We start from the raw sequence: 17618 nt of genomic DNA on the forward strand, positions 1-17618 counted from the left end.
ACTGCAGTTTCACATCAATCACGCCAGCCCATCCCCGGCGCGACATGCTTGAGAATCGACTCAATAACGTGCGCATTATAATCCACGCCTAATTGATTCGGCACGGTAAGCAGTAGCGTATCTGCTTCGGCAATGGCCTCATCTTTTTTCAGCTGCTCGATCAATTTATCCGGTTCTGCGGCGTAGCTGCGGCCAAAAACAGCGCGGGTTTTCTCATCAAGAAAGCCGATTTTATCGCTGTCATCACGGCTGCCACCAAAGTAAGCTCGATCACGATCGTCCATGAGCGCGAAGATACTGCGGCTAACGGAGACGCGCGGCGTACGCGAGTGCCCTGCTGCTTTCCAGGCTTCACGGTAGGCCCGAATCTGCTGCGCCTGCTGGATATGGAACGGTTCGCCGGTTTCATCATCTTTCAGCGTGGAGCTTTGCAGGTTCATCCCCAGTTTTGCCGCCCAAACCGCTGTCGCGTTTGAGCCTGCGCCCCACCAGATACGTTCGCGCAAACCTTCAGACCAGGGTTCCGGGCGCAGCAAGCCTGGTGGGTTCGGGAACATCGGCTGCGGGTTCGGTTTGGCAAACCCTTCGCCGCGCAGCACATCCAGAAACGTTTCCGTATGATGGCGCGCCATATCCGCATCGGTTTCGCCTTCCGCCGGCTGATAGCCAAAATAGCGCCAGCCATCAATAACCTGTTCCGGTGAGCCCCGGCTGATACCCAACTGCAAACGACCGCCGGAAATCAAATCCGCCGCGCCGGCATCTTCCGCCATATACAACGGGTTTTCATAGCGCATATCAATAACGCCGGTGCCAATCTCTATTTTGTGGGTTTTGGCGCCAATAGCGGCCAGTAACGGGAAAGGTGAGCTGAGCTGACGGGCAAAGTGATGCACTCGGAAATACGCGCCGTCCGCACCAAGTTCTTCAGCGGCAACCGCCAGATCGATGGATTGCAGCAGCGTATCAGCCGCCGAACGCGTCGCAGATTGCGGCGAAGGTGTCCAGTGACCAAATGACAAAAATCCGATCTTCTTCATGGCGTCGTTGTCCTTCTGTTCAAAGAGGTAATCAGCAGACGGGGGAATTTCCCGTCCAGGATTGCCCTTACTCTACGCACTCCATAAGAAGAATAAATACCGATTGTTTAACCTTAAGGTTCAAATTTATTGATAAACCATTCTATAGCGGTTGTTTATCTATCGGATGATTCACCGCAGGCGTACTAATATTTACCGGCATACCGGAACGGCGCTCCAGTTCCTGGCTTGCGCGGTTCGCATCGATGCCTTCGTCTTTCATTAATGCATGTAGCACCGGAGTGGCAGGCAGCGGCACTTTATTGCTGGACTCAAACTCAGCGCGATTGCGAGATAGCGGTTCGTGAACTTCCACCCAACTGCTGCCATCCGGCTCGGTGGTGATTTTGACCGGCTGGTCGATAATCTGTACCCGTGTTCCCACAGGCACATTGTCGAAGAGGTATTTAATGTCATTGCTGCGTAAACGGATACAGCCCTGACTGACGCGCAACCCAATGCCAAAATTAGCGTTCGTGCCGTGAATAGCGTACAGCTTTCCGATATAGATAGCATAAAGCCCCATCGGGTTATCCGGCCCGGCAGGCACAAACGCAGGTAAGGTTTTCCCCTCTTTCTCGTACGCTTTCCGCGTATTCGCCGTAGGTGTCCAGGTCGGCCCTTCCTGCTTGCGTTCCACCGCAGTCACCCAGTTGCGCGGCGTTTCGCGTCCGGCCTGGCCGATGCCAATCGGTAAGATCTCGACCGTATTCGACTCTTTGGGGTAATAGTAGAGGCGCATTTCCGCAACGTTAATCACAATGCCTTCGCGAACGGTCGCAGGCAGGATCACCTGCTGCGGAATAACCAGCTGTGAACCGGCTTTCGGTAAAAAGGGATCGGCATCCGGGTTGGCTTCGAGCATATTACTCAGCCCCTGTCCGTATTTCGCGGCAAACGCTTCCAGCGGGAAGGTGTTGTCATGAGGAATGGTGATGGTTAACGGGCTGCCCACCAGACGGCTGCCTTCCGGCGGCAGCGGATAGCTCACAGCCTGCGCGCCCTGGGCGCAGAGTAACGCAACACAACAAAGAAGTTTAACGCAGCGCATCATCTTATCCTCAGGCGCAACGGGTATGTGCTAATCATAGTTTGCTTTGTGGGTTTTCTCTTTTTTACAGCGCATTATCGCTTCACAGCGCAAAGCCATAGTGGGAGCCATCCGGCAGCTCAATATCAATGCGTAGCTTGCTGCCTGTCGCTTCCACGTAGCGCTTCAGCGTGGAAAGTTTAATATCCCGGCCCTGCTTTTCCATCACCGCTACCGTGGGCTGTTTCAGCCCCAGCGCCTGCGCCATTTCGATCTGCGTTTTTTGTACCCGCTCACGCAGCTCCGCAAGATGGATATTGAGCAGCATCTCTTGCGCGAGTGACTGCGCAGCGGTGACAACATCAGCCTTTTGTTCGGCAATTAGCTGTTCCAGTGTTTTGCTCATCGTATTACTCCTTGATTTTAAGCTGGTGCAGATGGCTCGTTAGCTCCCGATCTGCAATCTGGATCATCACATCGTAAAAGCGTTTTTCATGACTCGCCTTGTTGCCAGCACAAAGCAATATGCCCACGCGCTGCGGATCAAAGACATAGAAGACCCGAAACGGCTCACCCCGGCTTTGTATGCGCAGCTCCTTCATATTGTTATAACGCGAGCCTTTTACCGTATCCGCGTAAGGCCTTGGTAGCTGCGGACCTTTAACCCGTAGCACCATCAGCGCCGCCAGCACACGGGCGCGATCGTTGTCACCCAGTGCATCAAACCACTTTTCAAACGTCTGCGTCATCATTATCTGCCACACAGCACACCTCATTAATATAGAACAAAAACTATATAGATCAAATTCTATATTTAAATAATGCGGTGTTCGGGCGGTTTATGCATGCACAGAGGGACAGCAATGGAAGCGTGATTCCTGAATATCCGCAGCAAAATGCAATGTTGCAGTGATTTTGCGACCCGGCTTCACGCAAAAAAAACCCCGCCGGAGCGGGGTTTGCTGTTACAGCGTAGACGTTACGCTTTCGCACGGCTGGCGATGATGTCGTCCGCCACGTTGCGCGGCGCTTCCGCATAGTGGTGGAACTCCATGCTGTAGGTCGCGCGGCCTTGCGACATGGATCGCAGCGTGGTGGAGTAGCCGAACATTTCGGCCAGCGGCACATCGGCGCGGATAATCTGGCTACCGAACCGCTCTTCCATACCCTGCACCATCCCGCGACGGGAAGAGAGATCGCCCATGATGTTCCCGGCGTACTCTTCCGGTGTTTCCACTTCCACATGCATAATCGGCTCAAGGATTGCCGGATCGGCTTTGCGCGCGCCCTCTTTAAAGCCAAAGATCGCCGCCATGCGGAAGGCCATTTCCGAGGAGTCGACATCGTGATAGGAACCGAATGTCAGGGTTGCCTTCACATCGACCACCGGGTAACCCGCCAGCACGCCGTTGTTCATGGCTTCGCGCAGGCCTTTTTCCACTGAAGGAATGTACTCGCGCGGCACCACGCCGCCTTTGGTGGCGTCTTCAAATACAAAGCCGCTACCCGGCTCCAGCGGTTCAAGCGTCAGAACCACATGACCATACTGACCTTTACCGCCGGACTGGCGCACAAATTTACCTTCGATATCCTTCACGGTTTTACGCAAGGTTTCGCGGTATGTGACCTGCGGGCGACCGATATTCGCCTCCACGCCAAACTCACGTTTCATGCGGTCGACAATAATTTCCAGATGCAACTCGCCCATCCCGGAAATAATCGTCTGTCCGGATTCCTCGTCAGTATGCAGGCGGAATGACGGATCTTCCGACGCCAGCCGTTGCAAGGCGATGCCCATTTTCTCCTGATCCGCTTTAGTTTTCGGCTCAATAGCGAGCGAAATCACCGGCTCAGGAAACTCCATGCGCTCCAGCGTGATCACTTTATCCGGGTCGCTTAACGTGTCACCGGTGGTGACATCTTTCAGGCCGACGCAGGCGGCAATATCACCGGCGCGCAGCTCATCCACTTCGTGGCGATCGTTGGCATGCATCTGCACGATACGTCCGATACGCTCTTTCTTGCCTTTCACCGGGTTGTAAACTGCATCCCCTTTTTTCAGCACGCCGGAATAGACGCGGATAAAGGTAAGCTGGCCAACATACGGGTCGGTCATCAGTTTAAACGCCAGCGCCGAGAACGGTTCGTCGTCATTCGCATGGCGCTCTGCCGGTTGGCCTTTTTCATCCACGCCCTGAATAGCAGGGATATCCAGCGGCGACGGCATCAGTTCCACCACCGCATCGAGCATGCGCTGGACGCCTTTATTTTTAAAGGCGCTGCCGCACAGCATCGGCTGAATTTCCCCGGCAACAGTGCGTTTGCGCAGGCCGGCAATAATTTCCGCTTCGTCGAGCGAGCCGGTTTCCAGATATTTATCCATCAGCTCGTCACTGGCTTCCGCCGCCGCGGAGATCATCTTCTCACGCCACTCCAGCGCGGTTGCCATGAGATCATCCGGCACCGGGCCATAGCTGAAAGTCATGCCCTGCGTTGCGTCATCCCAGATGATTTCGCGCATTTTGATCAAATCCACCACGCCGGTGAAATGCTCTTCCGCGCCGATAGGGATCACAATCGGCACCGGGTTGGCTTTCAGGCGGTCAATCATCATCTGCACCACGCGGAAAAAATCCGCGCCGGGTCTGTCCATCTTGTTGACGAACGCGAGACGCGGCACGTGGTATTTATTAGCCTGACGCCACACGGTTTCCGACTGCGGCTGCACGCCACCCACGGAGTCATACACCATTACCGCGCCGTCGAGCACACGCATGGAACGTTCCACTTCAATGGTGAAATCCACGTGCCCGGGGGTGTCGATAATGTTAATGCGGTGCGGCTCAAAACCTCTGTCCATACCAGGCCAGAAGCAGCTTACCGCCGCAGACGTAATGGTAATGCCGCGCTCTTGCTCCTGCGCCATCCAGTCGGTTGTTGCCGCGCCATCGTGTACTTCACCCAGTTTGTGGCTCATCCCGGTGTAAAACAGAATGCGCTCAGTAGTGGTTGTTTTACCGGCATCGATATGCGCGGAGATACCGATGTTACGATAACGTTCGAGGGGGATGGGTCGGGGCATGATGCGTCCTTAGTCATTTGACTGTTAGTTCGCGGCCGGAATTGGCCGCTATTCATTCACGGCATCTATAATAGTACAACTGTACGAGTATATTCGAACTATTTTTGCTATTCTTACGATTGGTTGAGCCGCGATTGACCTCGTGGCTTTCGCAAAGCAGTTTGCGTATAGTACCGGCCCAGCCGCCGATACGGGCTGCGGCTTTTCCAGCACAGCCACCGCCGACACAGGAAGATTATGATCGCTAACCACCCCGAACGTGAGCAATTTCGCCTTGAAAATGTGCTCTTTGCCCTTGGCAATCCCCTGCGCCTGGCGATGATCAAGCGGCTTGCCGACGGCAGCGAATTAAGTTGTAACGCCCTGCGCCCGGAAGATGTGGCGAAATCCACGATGACGCACCACTGGCGCGTCCTGCGCGATAGCGGCGTGGTCTGGCAGCGCCCGCAGGGTCGGGAAAATATGATTTCCCTGCGCCGCGAAGATCTCGACGCCTGCTATCCGGGTTTGCTGGATACGCTGTTGCAGGCAATGCAAAAAGAGGGGTAATGCCGGGCAAGTCAAAACTCCTCCGGCAACGGACATCGTTATTTCGTCTCCGGCAGCACGATATTGCTCGCTGCCAGCGTACCCATGTGGTTGTAGATCGCGCAGGCCGCATCAACCAGTTGCATCGCCAGCGCCGCCCCGCTCCCTTCACCTAAACGCATGCCCATATTGAGATACGGTTCCAGCCCTAAATGTTCCAGCGCCAGGCGCGCCCCTTTTTCCGCCGACAGATGAGAAGGGATCAGATACGGTTTTACCTGTGGCGCCATGCGACACGCCGCCAGCGCCGACGCGTAAGAAAGGAAACCGTCCAGCACCACCGGCAGACCACAAGATGCCGCGCCGAGCATCACGCCGGTCATTCCAAGCAAATCGTATCCCCCCACTTTTGCCAGCACCTCAAGGCCATCGGCGGGATTGGGCTGGTTGACGGCCATTGCTTTACGCACCACCTGCGCTTTATGCCCGAGCAGGCTTACCGGCAAATTTGCGCCAATGCCGACCACATGTTCAGGTTCTTCGCCGGTCAGCACGCTGACAATCGCCGCCGCCGGTGTGGTGTTGGCCATGCCGAGTTCACCGACGCCAAAGAGCTTCACGCCTTGCGCCGCCAGCTCTCGGGTGTAGCGCATCGTTTCCAGCAGCAATGCTTCAGCTTGCTGCGGGCTCATTGCCGGGCCGGTGGCGATATTGCCGCTGCCGCGCGCGACTTTCATATTCACCAGGCCGGGGATCGGATCGGCATCAATGCCAACATCCAGCACATGTACTTTCGCACCGGCCTGCGCGGCCAGAACGCAAACGCCCGTCGTCGCCTGCGTCATGTTCGCCGCCTGAATCGCAGTGACAACCTGCGGTGATACCGCCACGCCCTCATGCCAGACACCATGATCGGCACAGAGCACCACAATGGCTTTCTCACCGCTACGTGGCGTGCCGTTTAACCCCGGCATTCCCGCCAGTTGTACCGCTAATGCTTCCAGTCGCCCGAGGCTGCCAACCGGCTTCAGTAAACCATCCAGGTGGCGCTGTGCCTGCGCCATTGCTACGTCATTGGGGGTCGGGATACTTGCCAGTAGTGTCGTCAATGTCTGCATGTTGTTTCTCGTTATGTTGCGGGCTGTTCAGAGCAGCGCCAGAAGAAATACCACTTCGCCAAGTTCAATCGCGGCGCCCAGCGTGTCGCCGGTTTGCCCACCCAGCGTGCGTTTAAGCATCTGCCCCAGCAGAAAGATCGCCGCCAGCGTCACCAGCAGCGCAATAATCCCTTTCAAGCCCAATATGGCAATTGCCAGCAACGCAGTGATGGTCAGCGTAACCAGCGTGTCGCTGCCGGAAACTTTACCGATAAACAGGTTGCCCAGCCCCTCTTCGCGCGCATAGCGATGGCCGAACATCAGTAACACCGAGCAACCACGCCCGGCGGCGCTGGCCATCGCCAGTGCGGCAATGATGCTGACACCGCGCAGTTGCAGCTCGCTGATAACCAGGATTTTGGCGACCAGCACAAACACCAGTGCCAGGCCACCGTGGGTGCCAAGTCGGCTGTCACGCATGATTTCCAGCATCCGTTCGCGTCGACGCGCGGAAAAGATACCGTCGCAGGTGTCCGCCAGACCATCCAGATGAAAGCCTCCGGTTAGCAAGGCCAGCGCCAGCACGCCAAAAAGCGCCGCCAGCGGCACGCCGCACCAGGGTTGTAACGCCAGTACGACAACACCGCTGAGCGCCCCGAGCAGCAGCCCGACCAATGGAAAGGTCACAATACCGCGCACATATTCCGCGACATCCAGCCCCTGCACACAACGGCCAGGCACCGGCAAACGGCTGATAAAAGAGAGCGTGGCGAAAAACAATTTGATCATTTGATTTTGACTCCAATCCCTGACACCACCAGCCAGACGTGATCTGCCGCCTGCGCCAGTCGCTGGTTGACGCGCCCGGCGATATCGCGAAAATGCCGCGCCAGCCGGTTTTCCGGCACAATGCCCATACCCACTTCATTGGTCACCAGCACCACCAGCGACGGGCACGCCGCACAGGCGGCAATCAGGTGTTCAATCTCGTGCTGAACCTGCGCTTCCAGCGCGGCGTAATCCCAGTTATCCGGGTCGTCGCCCGCGCCAGAAGCAAACAGCAGATTGGTGACAAGCGTCGTAATGCATTCCAGCAATACCGCTTCGTCAGGATCGTTATGCGGGGTAATGACGGCTGACAACTGTTGCCAGCGCTCTTCGGTGCGCCAGTGTCGGGGGCGTTCCTGCCGGTGGTGCTCAATCCGCGTCGCCATTTCGTCATCAACGATTTGCGAAGTGGCGATATAGAGCACCGTTTTTGCATCCGCGACCAGCGATTCAGCATGACGGCTTTTGCCGCTGCGCGCGCCGCCGGTAACAAGGGTTAACATGCTTGCTCCTGATGTTGCTGCATAATTTGATAAATACGATCAATGTCCACATGCTGACGCATGGCGTCGGCGAGGATATCAAACTGCTGCGCTTTGTACTGCGCGTAATCAACGCGCGCATCCAGCGGTGGCAGCCCTTTGCGCTGACGCAGCCCGTTAAGCAGTGTGCGGGTGAACGTGTCGCTATCGAACAAGCCATGCAGATAGGTGCCAAACACCAGACCGTCACGGCTGACTGCGCCGTCTGCCACGCGCTGCCCCGCTTTTTGTAGCCATAACGCCGGCTGGCAACCATTGCTGCGCGTGGTTTCACCCAGATGAATTTCATACCCGCGCACCGTTAGCCTGGCGCACGGCGCCAGCCAGCCGGGGAGCGTCTCCTGCAAATTCGCGTCGACGCGTGTGGTGGTTTTGTCGCGGGCAAATCGCGTCACCGTATCCAGCAGCCCCAGCCCTGGCTGTTGCCCAAGTCCGGACTCCACCTCATCAATAATGGTTTCGCCAAGCATTTGATACCCGCCACAGACGCCAATAATCGGCACACCTGCACGATGACGTTCCAGCACTGCTTTCGCCAGCCCGCTTTCGCGCAGCCAGTTGAGATCGCCAAGGGTATTTTTACTACCAGGGAGGATTAGCAGATCGGCGCTATGCAGCTCCTCCGGCGTGCGCACGTAGTGAACGCGTACGTCGGGCTGAGCGGCGAGCGCATTGAAATCGGTGAAATTAGAGATATGCGGGAGTTGCACCACGGCGATATCCAGCGCCCGCTCGCCGGTGCGCAAGTATTTCCCGCGCTGTAACACTACGCCGTCTTCATCTTCAAGGTCGACCTCCAGCCACGGCATTACGCCTATCACCGGTACGCCGGTCAACTCTTCAATCTGCTTAATTCCCGGGGTAAGCAGCGCGACATCGCCGCGAAATTTATTGATGATCACCCCTTTCACCCGCCAGCGTTCATGCTCCTGTAATAGCGCCAGCGTGCCGTAAATCGCGGCAAAAACGCCGCCTCTGTCAATATCCGCCACCAGAATGACAGGGCAAGCGGCCATCTCTGCCATGCCCATATTGACGATATCCCGGTCGCGCAGGTTGATCTCCGCCGGGCTGCCCGCGCCCTCCAGCACCAGCGCGTCATACTCCTGCGCCAGGCTCTGGTAAACCTGGATAATCTGCTCGCGCAGCCGCGGTTTATAGTCGTGATAACTCACGGCGTCCATATCGGTGGCGACTTTGCCCATCAGCACCACTTGCGCTTTGCGATCGCTGGTCGGTTTGAGCAGCACCGGGTTCATGCGCACATCCGGCTGGATACCCGCCGCTTCGGCCTGAAATATCTGCGCGCGCCCCATCTCCTGGCCGTTCGCAGTGATACCCGAGTTGAGCGCCATATTCTGCGATTTAAACGGCGCGGTTTTTAACCCGTCCTGATGAAAAATACGGCACAGCCCCGCCACCAGCACGCTTTTGCCCACGTCCGATGCGGTGCCCTGCAGCATAATGGCCTGCGTCATGACGCCTCCTTAACCTGCGTCGCCCGCATGCGGGCATGTTTGCACAGCGGCACTGCTGCCCGCCGTGCCGTTTTACTTCTCCCAGCCATGTAGAATAAAGCAATGTCATGGCTGGCGATAATATGATGATTACTCCATTATCGGCATGCTCCGCTTAACCTCGCGGGTGAACACCGGTATCCCTCGCACATCAGGGCGCTGTTATGCCTTCTCCCACTGTTTATTCACCAGAATGGTCGAAAAATAGGGCAGAGGCTGATCGTCGCTCACCTCGCCCAGCCGCCGCCAGGATTGTTCTCCCGGTAGCGTGGCTTCCGCCATCATCAGCGCATGGTCGAGCAACCCCGCTTGCGCAAGCAGCGCTTTGATCCGCGCGAAACGGCCATAGACTTTCATCAACACCAGGCTGTCGTGCTGCGCCAGTGCCTGGCGGATGTCGCTTTCCGGCGCGGTGCAGGAGACCACCGCCAGCGACTGTTGTTCCATCGCCAGCGGTATTTGCGCCCGCGCGGCAATGGCGGCAAACGAGGTGACGCCGGGAACAATCTCCAGATTTTGCGGGTGTCGCAGGCGCTGCAGCAAAAACACCCAGGTACTGAACAGCATGGCGTCGCCAAGCGTAATAAAACCGACCTGCTTTCCGGCCTGCACTTCAGCCTCCAGCGCAGCGGCAACCTCATCCCACACCGCCTCTTTTTCCGCGCTGTCGGCGCTCATCGGGAAGTGACAACAGCGCACGTCGGTCTGCTCACCGAGATACTCGCGCACAATCGACAGCGCCAGGCTATCGCCGCCTTTGCGCCCGGCCGGCGCATACAGCACATCCAGCTTTCCGAGAATGCGCGCACCGCGCACAGTGATAAGATCCGCCGCGCCCGGACCGGTGCTGAGGGCGTAGAGTTTTCCGCTCATGCCGCCACCTCCAGCGCGTGTTCGAGCGCCTGGTGTAAATGCTGAACAAACATGGCGCGGATATCGGCGTTTTCGCCCAACCCTTGCAGCCACGGCGTAGCAGCGATACCGACGCGTTCGAACTGCGTTTTCCACGAATCGTCATCATCGGAAGCCATATCGTTAATCGCATGATCGCCTGCCACCAGCATCAGCGGCATCAGATGAACGGCTTTGACATCTTCCCGGCGCAGGCTGTCGATGATGACATCGATTTCCGGGTAGCTTTCCACCGCGCCGACGCGCGCCGGGAAGCGATGCGCCGCCATCATATGGTCAAGGCAGGCATACGCGGCAAAAGCATGGTGGCTGGCTCCGTGGCCCATAAACACCACGCGTTCGTCCGCGGCGACCATCGGCATCTGACGCGAGAGCGCCTGCATCAGATGCAGGTAATCTTCATGGCTGCTGAGCAGCGGCGCACCAATCACCAGCCGTTTAAACAGCGGGCGCATCGTTTGCACTTCACGGGCAATTTTTTCGTACTCATCGCCGTTGATAATGTGCAAAGACTGGATTGCCACATCCTGATAACCCTGTTCCGCCAGCTTTTGCAGCGCTTCGAGCGGGGTATCAATGTGCAGGTTGTCGCGCTGTCTGAGCTTGCGAATGATCATGCCGGAGGTGAACGCGCGAAACAGGGTGCGATCCGGGCAACTGGCCGCCAGCTCGCGCTCGCAGGCAACAATGTTTTTCTCACAGGTGTCGTGATAGCTGGTGCCGAAGCTCACCACCAGAAGGGCTTTTTTCATGCTGTTCTCCTCACTGTGCCTCCAGCCAGCGCCGCAACCGCCCGGCGAAGGCATCCTGACTGTTGAGTAACTCTTCCCCGCTCACCGCAGGTTGCGGGCGGGCAATGACGATGCACGGGATGCTGGCATCCAGCGCGGGCTGTACTTTTTCCAGATAACCGCCTTCCGCCCCGGAGGCTTTGGTGATCAGCACTTCCACACGATACTGGCGATAAAACGCGGCGTTAAATCCGGCGCTGAACGGGCCACAGAGGGCGAAAATATCACCAACGCCAAAACCCAGCTCCGCGCACTGCGCCACCACTTCCGGCACGGGAAGCACCCGTGCCAGTAAGGTTTTATCCGGCAAGCCTTCGCGCCAGCGCGCCAGATCTTTACTGCCGGTGGTCAGCAAAATACGCTCGCCCAGTTCGCGGGCTTTGGCGCAGGCCTCTTCCAGCGTGGCGACATAAAACAGCAACGGATGGGTTAAATCCGCTAACTGCTCCGGGCGCTGATAACGGCTGAGCAGCACCTGTGCCTGCTCGCAGGCCGCGGCAATATTGCGGCTCACCGCATCGGCATACGGGTGCGAAGCATCAATGACCCAGCGCGTACCGTGGTGTTGCAGCCATGCGACCATATCGCGCATCTCCAGCCGCCCGCAGCGCACCTGACCGCGAATATTTCCCGCCAGCTGCTGCCCGGTCGGTGTCGCCACCGACAGCGTGTAGCACACATTGGCTGCGTCCAGTTGCTGGCAAATTTGCCGTGCATCGCTGGTACCGCCGATAACCAACACCTCCCCGGCGGTCACAGGGTGTAGCCCCGGGGCGTGATCATCAGGCCGTTTTGCACATAAGTGGCGCGGTTGCCGACAATCACCAGGCTGGTCATATCGACGGGTTCAAAATCCATCTCGCCAAGCGTGGTCAGCCATTTCTCTTCTTTTTTGCGCCCGGCAGATTTCACCACGCCCACCGGCGTGTCGGCGCTTTTGCTGGCCGTAAGCAGTTCAAACGCGCGCGCCAGGTGGCCTTCGCGGCCCCGACTGCGCGGGTTGTAGAAGCAAATAACGAAATCCGCTTCACCCGCCGCGACAATGCGTTTTTCAATCACCGGCCACGGCGTCATCAGATCGCTTAAGCTGATATGGCAAAAGTCATGCATCAGTGGCGCGCCGAGCAGCGCGGCGGCGGCAATGCTGGCGGTCATGCCCGGCACCAGACGGACTTCCACATCGAGTTGCTGCTTGTTCACCAGCTCAAGTACCAGCCCGGCCATGCCGTAGATCCCGGCGTCACCGCTGCTGATCAGCGCCACGTTATGTCCTGCCTGCGCCAGCTCAATCGCCGCCTGGCAGCGCTCAATCTCTTTGCACATGCCGGTTTTGATCACCTGTTTATCGCCGGTAAAGGCTTTCACCAGATGGGTATAGGTTTTGTAACCGACCACAATTTCTGCCGCCTGCAGCGCTTCAACGGCTTCCATGGTCATCATTGCCTGTGAGCCGGGGCCAATCCCGATTACCGTTAACATCAGTGTGAAACTCCCAAAGTAATAGTCACGCCCTGCTCGCGCAGGGTTTCGCCAGTCAGTTGCCCGTCGCTCATCAGCCATGCCACCGGGCCGGAGACGCTTCCGACTCCGGCGGTGTGACGGACAAATTCCGAAGCGGGAAAATGGTGTTCGTGCTGCCGCAATGCCTCAGCCGTGAAAACGTCAAACGGCACGCCCAGGCTTTGCGCCAGTTGGATCAGCCCTTTTTCATTCTGCTTTAAGGTGATGCTGCCAATCGCACGCAGCGCCAGCGGGTCAATGGCGTTCGTCTGCAACTGGCGTTGCAACAGCGCCGAAAGCAGCGTAAAGGGCGTATCGCGCCGACATCCCATCCCCGCCACAATGCGTTTCGGCACCAGTTTGAAAACAGGCACAGGGAGAACCGGCAGCGCCGCTTGTGTGGTCACGCACACAAGGCCATCCAGTTGCGGTAACGCATCGAGGCGATCCACTGCGATAAAACCGCGTGTATCGCAACGCGCCACGTCCTCACGCATCGCCGCGTCACACCACAGGCCAACGCGTTTACCGCTGACCAGCATCTGATTGATGGTCTTTACCGCCGCGCGAAAATCCTGCATTCGCGCATCCAGCTGGATGGCCAGCGTGTCGAGCGCCGCCACATCGTTCACGTCTGTCGCGGTGGTGATCACCGGATCGGCGTCCAGCACAGCCGCGAGATAACGCGCCAGCGCATTCGCACCGCCGCAATGCCCGGAGAGCAGGCTGATAACATGCTGTCCGCGTTCATCAATGACGATCACCGCCGGATCGTTAAACTTGTCATTCACCAGCGGGGCGATAACGCGCACGGCAATGCCGGTTGCACCGATAAAAATCACCGCTGAAAAGTGACAAAACGCCTCGCGCAACGCCTGGGCAAAACTGCCGTCAAAAGGCTGAAACCCCGCCGCGAGAAGTTTCTCACTGGTAAAACAGGTCATCGGCAGCGCAGATTGCAGACGCGCCGCCAGCGCCACACCGCCCGGCGTCAGGCAAAACAGCGCTATCGATTCAGGCTTTGCGGTATTCATGGCTAAAATCCGCCGCGTAAAGCCGCGAGTAGTGGAACTCTTCGCCCAGGAATGCCCCCACGAGGATCAGCGCGGTTTTGCGGATCCCGGCGTCGCGTACTTTGTCAGCAATATCCGCCAGCGTGCCGCGCACCGTCTGGCTTTCCGGCCAGGTCGCTTTATAAATAACCGCCACTGGCGTGGTCTGCGGGTAACCACCTTCGATTAAACGTTCCGCCACCCGGTGTATGCGTTGTACCGAGAGGTAGATCGCCATCGAGGTCTGATGACTGGCAAATGCCTCCAGTTGTTCGCGCTCCGGCACCGGCGTGCGTCCTTCGAGGCGGGTGATGATCAGGCTTTGCGACACCTCCGGCACGGTGTACTCCACGCCCAGCTCCGCCGCCGCGCCGAGAAACGCACTGACGCCGGGTACAACCTGCCAGCGAATACCACGGCGGGTTAACACTTCTCCCTGTTCACGCACCGAGCCATACAGAGAAACATCGCCGGTTTGCAGGCGTACCACCACTTTCCCGGCCGTCACCCCGGCTTCCATCAGGTCAATGATTTGCTCAAGGTGCAGTTCTGCGCTGTCGTGGCACTCTGCGTCTGGCGGGCAGTATTCCAGCAGTTCGGTATTAATCAGCGAACCGGCGTAAATCACCACCTGCGCCTGCTGCAACAGGCGATACCCTTTCAGCGTGATGAGCTCCTTATCGCCTGGTCCTGCGCCCACAAACCAGACATTTTGTGCATCCGCGTGCTCAGCCATGGTGTTGCTCCTTTTCACAGGAAATTAAAAAAACGGGATTATGCGCTTTGAAGTAGTGGCCGCTGCCAAGCGAGGTCAGTTGGGAAACCTGAAGTTGCTGGCAATCCAGCGCAGTGACGGGGCAATCGGCCAGGTGCGCCAGGGCGGTACTGAGGTTTTCCTGCAGAATAAAAGTCATCACCAGCCGCCCGCCGGGCTTAAGCTGCGCCAGTGACCAGTCGATAAGTTGCGTCAGATTGCCGCCACTGCCACCCATAAACACCGCGTCCGCGGGCTGCTCAATGAATAGCGGTGCAACGCCGGGGATCAGGGTGATATTGCGACAAGCAAAGCGCTTACAATTCTCTTCCAGCAGCCCGAGCGCTGCCGGGTTGCGTTCAATCGCCGTGACCTGCAACTGCGGGTGCGCCAGCGCCGCTTCGATGCTCACACTGCCGGTGCCCGCGCCGATATCGATCAGGTGGCGGGCATCGTGCAGCGCCAGCTTTGACAGCGCTACTGCGCGCACGGCCTCTTTGGTCATCGGCACCTTTTCACCGCGAATAAACCGCTCATCTTTCATCGAGGATCACCACCACATTCATTTCGTAATGCGCCTGCACATCCGCAGGGCGCAGCCTGTGGATACGTTCATTGTCCATACCGAGGTTTTCGCCAATCACCAGCCAGCGCTTTTCTGCCCCGCGCGAAATCAGCGCATCGGCAATGGCTTTTGGCCCGCAGCGGGCATCGGTCACCATCGCGACCTTGCTGACACGCGCCAGGGCATCGAAATCGACATCGCGCCCGTGGCTGCTGGTCAGCCAGATATCGTTCATATCAATACCGGTGCGCGAGCAGAGGTACTGCGCGGCGCTGATGCCGGGAATAATGCGCAACTGTTCGATACCAAAATGCGCCACCAGCCGCGTGCCGATGCCGTAAAACAACGGGTCGCCGGAGGCCAGCACCACGACATTGCGCGCGGCGTGTTTTTCCAGCCACGCCAGCAAAGCCGGGATATCGGCATCCAGCGCCCGCCGTTGCCCGGCAAAATCGGGGAACTGCGCCAGGTGGCGGTTACCGCCAACCAGCACTTCAGCCTGCGCCACCGCCTCCTGTGCCTGCGGCGTCATCAGCGCCAGATTGCCCGGCCCCATTCCGGCAACGGTCAACATCTGAGATCCCTCGCAATTTCTTCAACCGGACGGTTAGCACCCAGCACGTTGTTATCAAAGGAGAACATCACGGCATCGCACTGCGGCGGATTGTTCGTAAAGCGCAGCATCTGGTCGATACGCTGACAGATTCTGGTTGCCAGGTGATCGTAAAGGTGGCTGAACCCGGCGGCGTCGATGTATTCCATTGCCGCTTCGGTGGTATCGCACTCGCTCACCGCCAGCAGCAGCGCGTGCGGCGCACCGAGCAGCGCCAGATGTGCGACCAGCGTTTCCATGCGCGCATCCGCGATATGGCTGTGGGTGTGAAAGATCCCGGCGGCGATTTTCACCAGCTTGCCAGGGTGACCGACCAGCACGATATGCCGGAAACCGAGGCGCACCGCCTCTTCCAGCATGTAGCCGACAAAGTTACTCATGGTGACCACAAGTTCGCCCGATACGCCCAGATGTTCGCGCACAAAACGCTCGCCGTGGTTGCCGGGCACCAGGATCACCCGATCCATCCCGGCGGCGCGTTTTAACTCCAGCTCCAGCGCCAGCGCGCGTTTCCAGCTCTCTTCTGACATCGGCGTGACAATGCCGGTGGTGCCAATAATTGAAATGCCGCCAAGAATACCGAGCCTGCCGTTGTAGGTTTTCTTCGCCCGCGCTTCCCCTTCCGGGGCAAATATTTCCACCTCGGCGCCGCGCGTCGGGCCAATCACTTCACGCACAGCGGCTTCGATAGTCTGGCGCGGCGTGCGGTTGATGGCCGCCTCTCCGACCGCCAGGCCAATGCCTTTGCGGGTCACCGTGCCGATGCCTTCGCCGCCGCGCAGGATGATCTCCCCCTCTTCATTGAGCGTGACGCGGGCAAAAATCAGCATGCCGTGCGTGGCATCGACGTCATCGCCGCCGTCTTTGCGGATCGCGGCGACAGCCTGAAGCCCCTCCACATGCGGACATTCGACGTTCAGGCGCAGCGTGACACCCGATGGCGTGACAATCGACACCTGGTGAATAAGGTGCTGGCGCAGCACCATCAGCGCTGCCACTTTCGCCGCCGCCGTCGCGCAGGAGCCGGTGGTATAGCCTTTGCGCAGCGCTTTTCCGTTGTGCCACACCGGATCGTCGAACGCCTGTTCGCTCATTGCGCCTCCCGCAGGCTGTAAAGCAATGCGTTAACGATCGCCGCCGCCACGTTGCTACCGCCTTTGCGCCCGCGAGCGGCAATGCCCGGTAAACCGCTCGCCACCAGCGCCTCTTTCGATTCTGCCGCGCCGACAAACCCGACCGGCACGCCGACCACGCCGCTTACCGGCGCGTTATGTTCCAGCAGGCGAAACAGCGCGGTGGGCGCATTACCGAAGACAAACACTTTGCCGCCCTCTTCGCCCAGCGCCAGATCAACCGCCGCCATCGAACGGGTGATACCGTCGGCTTTGGCGCGGCGCACCACGCGCGGATCGGAGATATAGCACCGCACTTCGCCGCCGAATTGCGCCAGCAGCGTTTTGTTAATACCGGAAAGCGCCATGGTGGTATCGGTGTAGAGCGTGCAGCCCTGTTTAATCGCGGTACACAGGCTTTCCAGCGCGTCAGAGGAGAACCATAAGATATCGAGCCAGTCAAAATCCGCTGTGGTGTGAATGACCCGTTTGATCACCGCTTCATGCAGCGGGCTGGCAAAGCGGTAATCGGGACGCGTCTCGTTGATGATGTCGTCGATAATGACAAAACTTTTGGCTTCAATAGCCTGCGGTTGCTGCAAATAATCCATCTTTT

At 58.2% G+C, this 17618-nt stretch carries 20 protein-coding genes; 1 reads left to right on the forward strand and 19 read right to left on the reverse strand.

Annotated features, from left to right (window positions below; genetic code table 11):
* Nucleotides 1–14 precede the first annotated feature (14 nt).
* The 5 genes from DFO56_RS12240 to fusA all read right to left on the reverse strand — a co-directional run bounded on the left by DFO56_RS12240 (nucleotide 15) and on the right by fusA (nucleotide 5191).
* The gene (locus DFO56_RS12240; protein WP_045510566.1) at nucleotides 15–1040 is read right to left on the reverse strand and encodes an LLM class flavin-dependent oxidoreductase; all 1026 of its coding nucleotides are present in this window, start codon (nucleotides 1038–1040) and stop codon (nucleotides 15–17) included.
* A 142-nt stretch (nucleotides 1041–1182) separates the two neighbouring features.
* Nucleotides 1183–2130: a L,D-transpeptidase gene (gene ldtA, locus DFO56_RS12245; protein WP_045510568.1), complete on the reverse strand. Its 948-nt coding sequence runs from the start codon at nucleotides 2128–2130 to the stop codon at nucleotides 1183–1185.
* Nucleotides 2131–2212: 82 nt separating this feature from the next.
* Nucleotides 2213–2515 carry a helix-turn-helix domain-containing protein gene (locus tag DFO56_RS12250; RefSeq protein ID WP_045510571.1) on the reverse strand — a complete coding sequence of 101 codons (303 nt, stop codon included), beginning with the start codon at nucleotides 2513–2515 and terminating at the stop codon, nucleotides 2213–2215.
* A 4-nt stretch (nucleotides 2516–2519) separates the two neighbouring features.
* Nucleotides 2520–2873, reverse strand: a complete 354-nt coding sequence (locus DFO56_RS12255) for a type II toxin-antitoxin system RelE/ParE family toxin (protein ID WP_045510574.1) — start codon at nucleotides 2871–2873, stop codon at nucleotides 2520–2522.
* 215 nt (nucleotides 2874–3088) lie between these two features.
* On the reverse strand, nucleotides 3089–5191 hold the full coding sequence (gene fusA, locus DFO56_RS12260; protein ID WP_045510577.1) for an elongation factor G: 2103 nt from the start codon (nucleotides 5189–5191) through the stop codon (nucleotides 3089–3091).
* A 237-nt stretch (nucleotides 5192–5428) separates the two neighbouring features.
* Here fusA and DFO56_RS12265 point away from each other — a divergent pair, with 237 nt between their 5' ends.
* Nucleotides 5429–5740, forward strand: coding sequence for a helix-turn-helix transcriptional regulator (locus tag DFO56_RS12265; RefSeq protein ID WP_020454244.1), 312 nt, complete (start codon nucleotides 5429–5431; stop codon nucleotides 5738–5740).
* A gap of 38 nt (nucleotides 5741–5778) precedes the next feature.
* Here the strand turns inward: DFO56_RS12265 and cobT are convergent, their stop codons facing one another.
* The 14 genes from cobT to DFO56_RS12335 form a co-directional block, all read right to left on the reverse strand.
* Nucleotides 5779–6837, reverse strand: coding sequence for a nicotinate-nucleotide--dimethylbenzimidazole phosphoribosyltransferase (gene cobT / locus DFO56_RS12270; protein WP_045510580.1), 1059 nt, complete (start codon nucleotides 6835–6837; stop codon nucleotides 5779–5781).
* Nucleotides 6838–6864: 27 nt separating this feature from the next.
* A complete protein-coding gene (gene cobS / locus DFO56_RS12275; RefSeq protein ID WP_045510583.1) occupies nucleotides 6865–7605 on the reverse strand; it encodes an adenosylcobinamide-GDP ribazoletransferase in 741 nt (246 codons plus the stop codon).
* Entirely contained in the window at nucleotides 7602–8147 is a 546-nt protein-coding gene (gene cobU, locus DFO56_RS12280; protein WP_045510586.1) for a bifunctional adenosylcobinamide kinase/adenosylcobinamide-phosphate guanylyltransferase, read from the reverse strand. Before cobU ends, cobS begins: the two co-directional genes overlap by 4 nt.
* Complete coding sequence (locus DFO56_RS12285; protein WP_045510589.1) at nucleotides 8141–9664, reverse strand: cobyric acid synthase; 1524 nt, start codon at nucleotides 9662–9664, stop codon at nucleotides 8141–8143. The genes cobU and DFO56_RS12285 overlap by 7 nt, the downstream gene beginning before the upstream one ends.
* A 201-nt stretch (nucleotides 9665–9865) precedes the next feature.
* Nucleotides 9866–10576 (reverse strand): cobalt-factor II C(20)-methyltransferase, encoded by a 711-nt coding sequence (locus DFO56_RS12290; protein ID WP_045510591.1) that lies wholly within the window; start codon nucleotides 10574–10576, stop codon nucleotides 9866–9868.
* The gene (locus DFO56_RS12295; RefSeq protein ID WP_020454250.1) at nucleotides 10573–11367 is read right to left on the reverse strand and encodes a sirohydrochlorin cobaltochelatase; all 795 of its coding nucleotides are present in this window, start codon (nucleotides 11365–11367) and stop codon (nucleotides 10573–10575) included. The genes DFO56_RS12290 and DFO56_RS12295 overlap by 4 nt, the downstream gene beginning before the upstream one ends.
* 10 nt (nucleotides 11368–11377) lie before the next feature.
* Nucleotides 11378–12163, reverse strand: coding sequence for a cobalt-precorrin-6A reductase (locus DFO56_RS12300; protein ID WP_045510594.1), 786 nt, complete (start codon nucleotides 12161–12163; stop codon nucleotides 11378–11380).
* A complete protein-coding gene (locus tag DFO56_RS12305) occupies nucleotides 12160–12885 on the reverse strand; it encodes a precorrin-3B C(17)-methyltransferase (protein WP_045510598.1) in 726 nt (241 codons plus the stop codon). The genes DFO56_RS12300 and DFO56_RS12305 overlap by 4 nt, the downstream gene beginning before the upstream one ends.
* A complete protein-coding gene (gene cbiG, locus DFO56_RS12310; protein WP_045510601.1) occupies nucleotides 12885–13940 on the reverse strand; it encodes a cobalt-precorrin 5A hydrolase in 1056 nt (351 codons plus the stop codon). The genes DFO56_RS12305 and cbiG overlap by 1 nt, the downstream gene beginning before the upstream one ends.
* The gene (locus DFO56_RS12315; protein WP_045510603.1) at nucleotides 13921–14694 is read right to left on the reverse strand and encodes a cobalt-precorrin-4 methyltransferase; all 774 of its coding nucleotides are present in this window, start codon (nucleotides 14692–14694) and stop codon (nucleotides 13921–13923) included. Before DFO56_RS12315 ends, cbiG begins: the two co-directional genes overlap by 20 nt.
* Nucleotides 14687–15256: a decarboxylating cobalt-precorrin-6B (C(15))-methyltransferase gene (locus DFO56_RS12320; RefSeq protein WP_045510606.1), complete on the reverse strand. Its 570-nt coding sequence runs from the start codon at nucleotides 15254–15256 to the stop codon at nucleotides 14687–14689. The genes DFO56_RS12315 and DFO56_RS12320 overlap by 8 nt, the downstream gene beginning before the upstream one ends.
* Nucleotides 15246–15851, reverse strand: coding sequence for a cobalt-precorrin-7 (C(5))-methyltransferase (locus DFO56_RS12325; RefSeq protein WP_045510609.1), 606 nt, complete (start codon nucleotides 15849–15851; stop codon nucleotides 15246–15248). Before DFO56_RS12325 ends, DFO56_RS12320 begins: the two co-directional genes overlap by 11 nt.
* Nucleotides 15845–16984: a cobalt-precorrin-5B (C(1))-methyltransferase CbiD gene (gene cbiD / locus DFO56_RS12330; protein WP_045510612.1), complete on the reverse strand. Its 1140-nt coding sequence runs from the start codon at nucleotides 16982–16984 to the stop codon at nucleotides 15845–15847. The genes DFO56_RS12325 and cbiD overlap by 7 nt, the downstream gene beginning before the upstream one ends.
* Nucleotides 16981–17613, reverse strand: coding sequence for a cobalt-precorrin-8 methylmutase (locus tag DFO56_RS12335; protein ID WP_045510819.1), 633 nt, complete (start codon nucleotides 17611–17613; stop codon nucleotides 16981–16983). The genes cbiD and DFO56_RS12335 overlap by 4 nt, the downstream gene beginning before the upstream one ends.
* Nucleotides 17614–17618: the final 5 nt, after the last annotated feature.

The sequence above is a fragment of the Kosakonia sp. AG348 genome (genome assembly GCF_003337365.1).
GTDB lineage: Bacteria > Pseudomonadota > Gammaproteobacteria > Enterobacterales > Enterobacteriaceae > Kosakonia.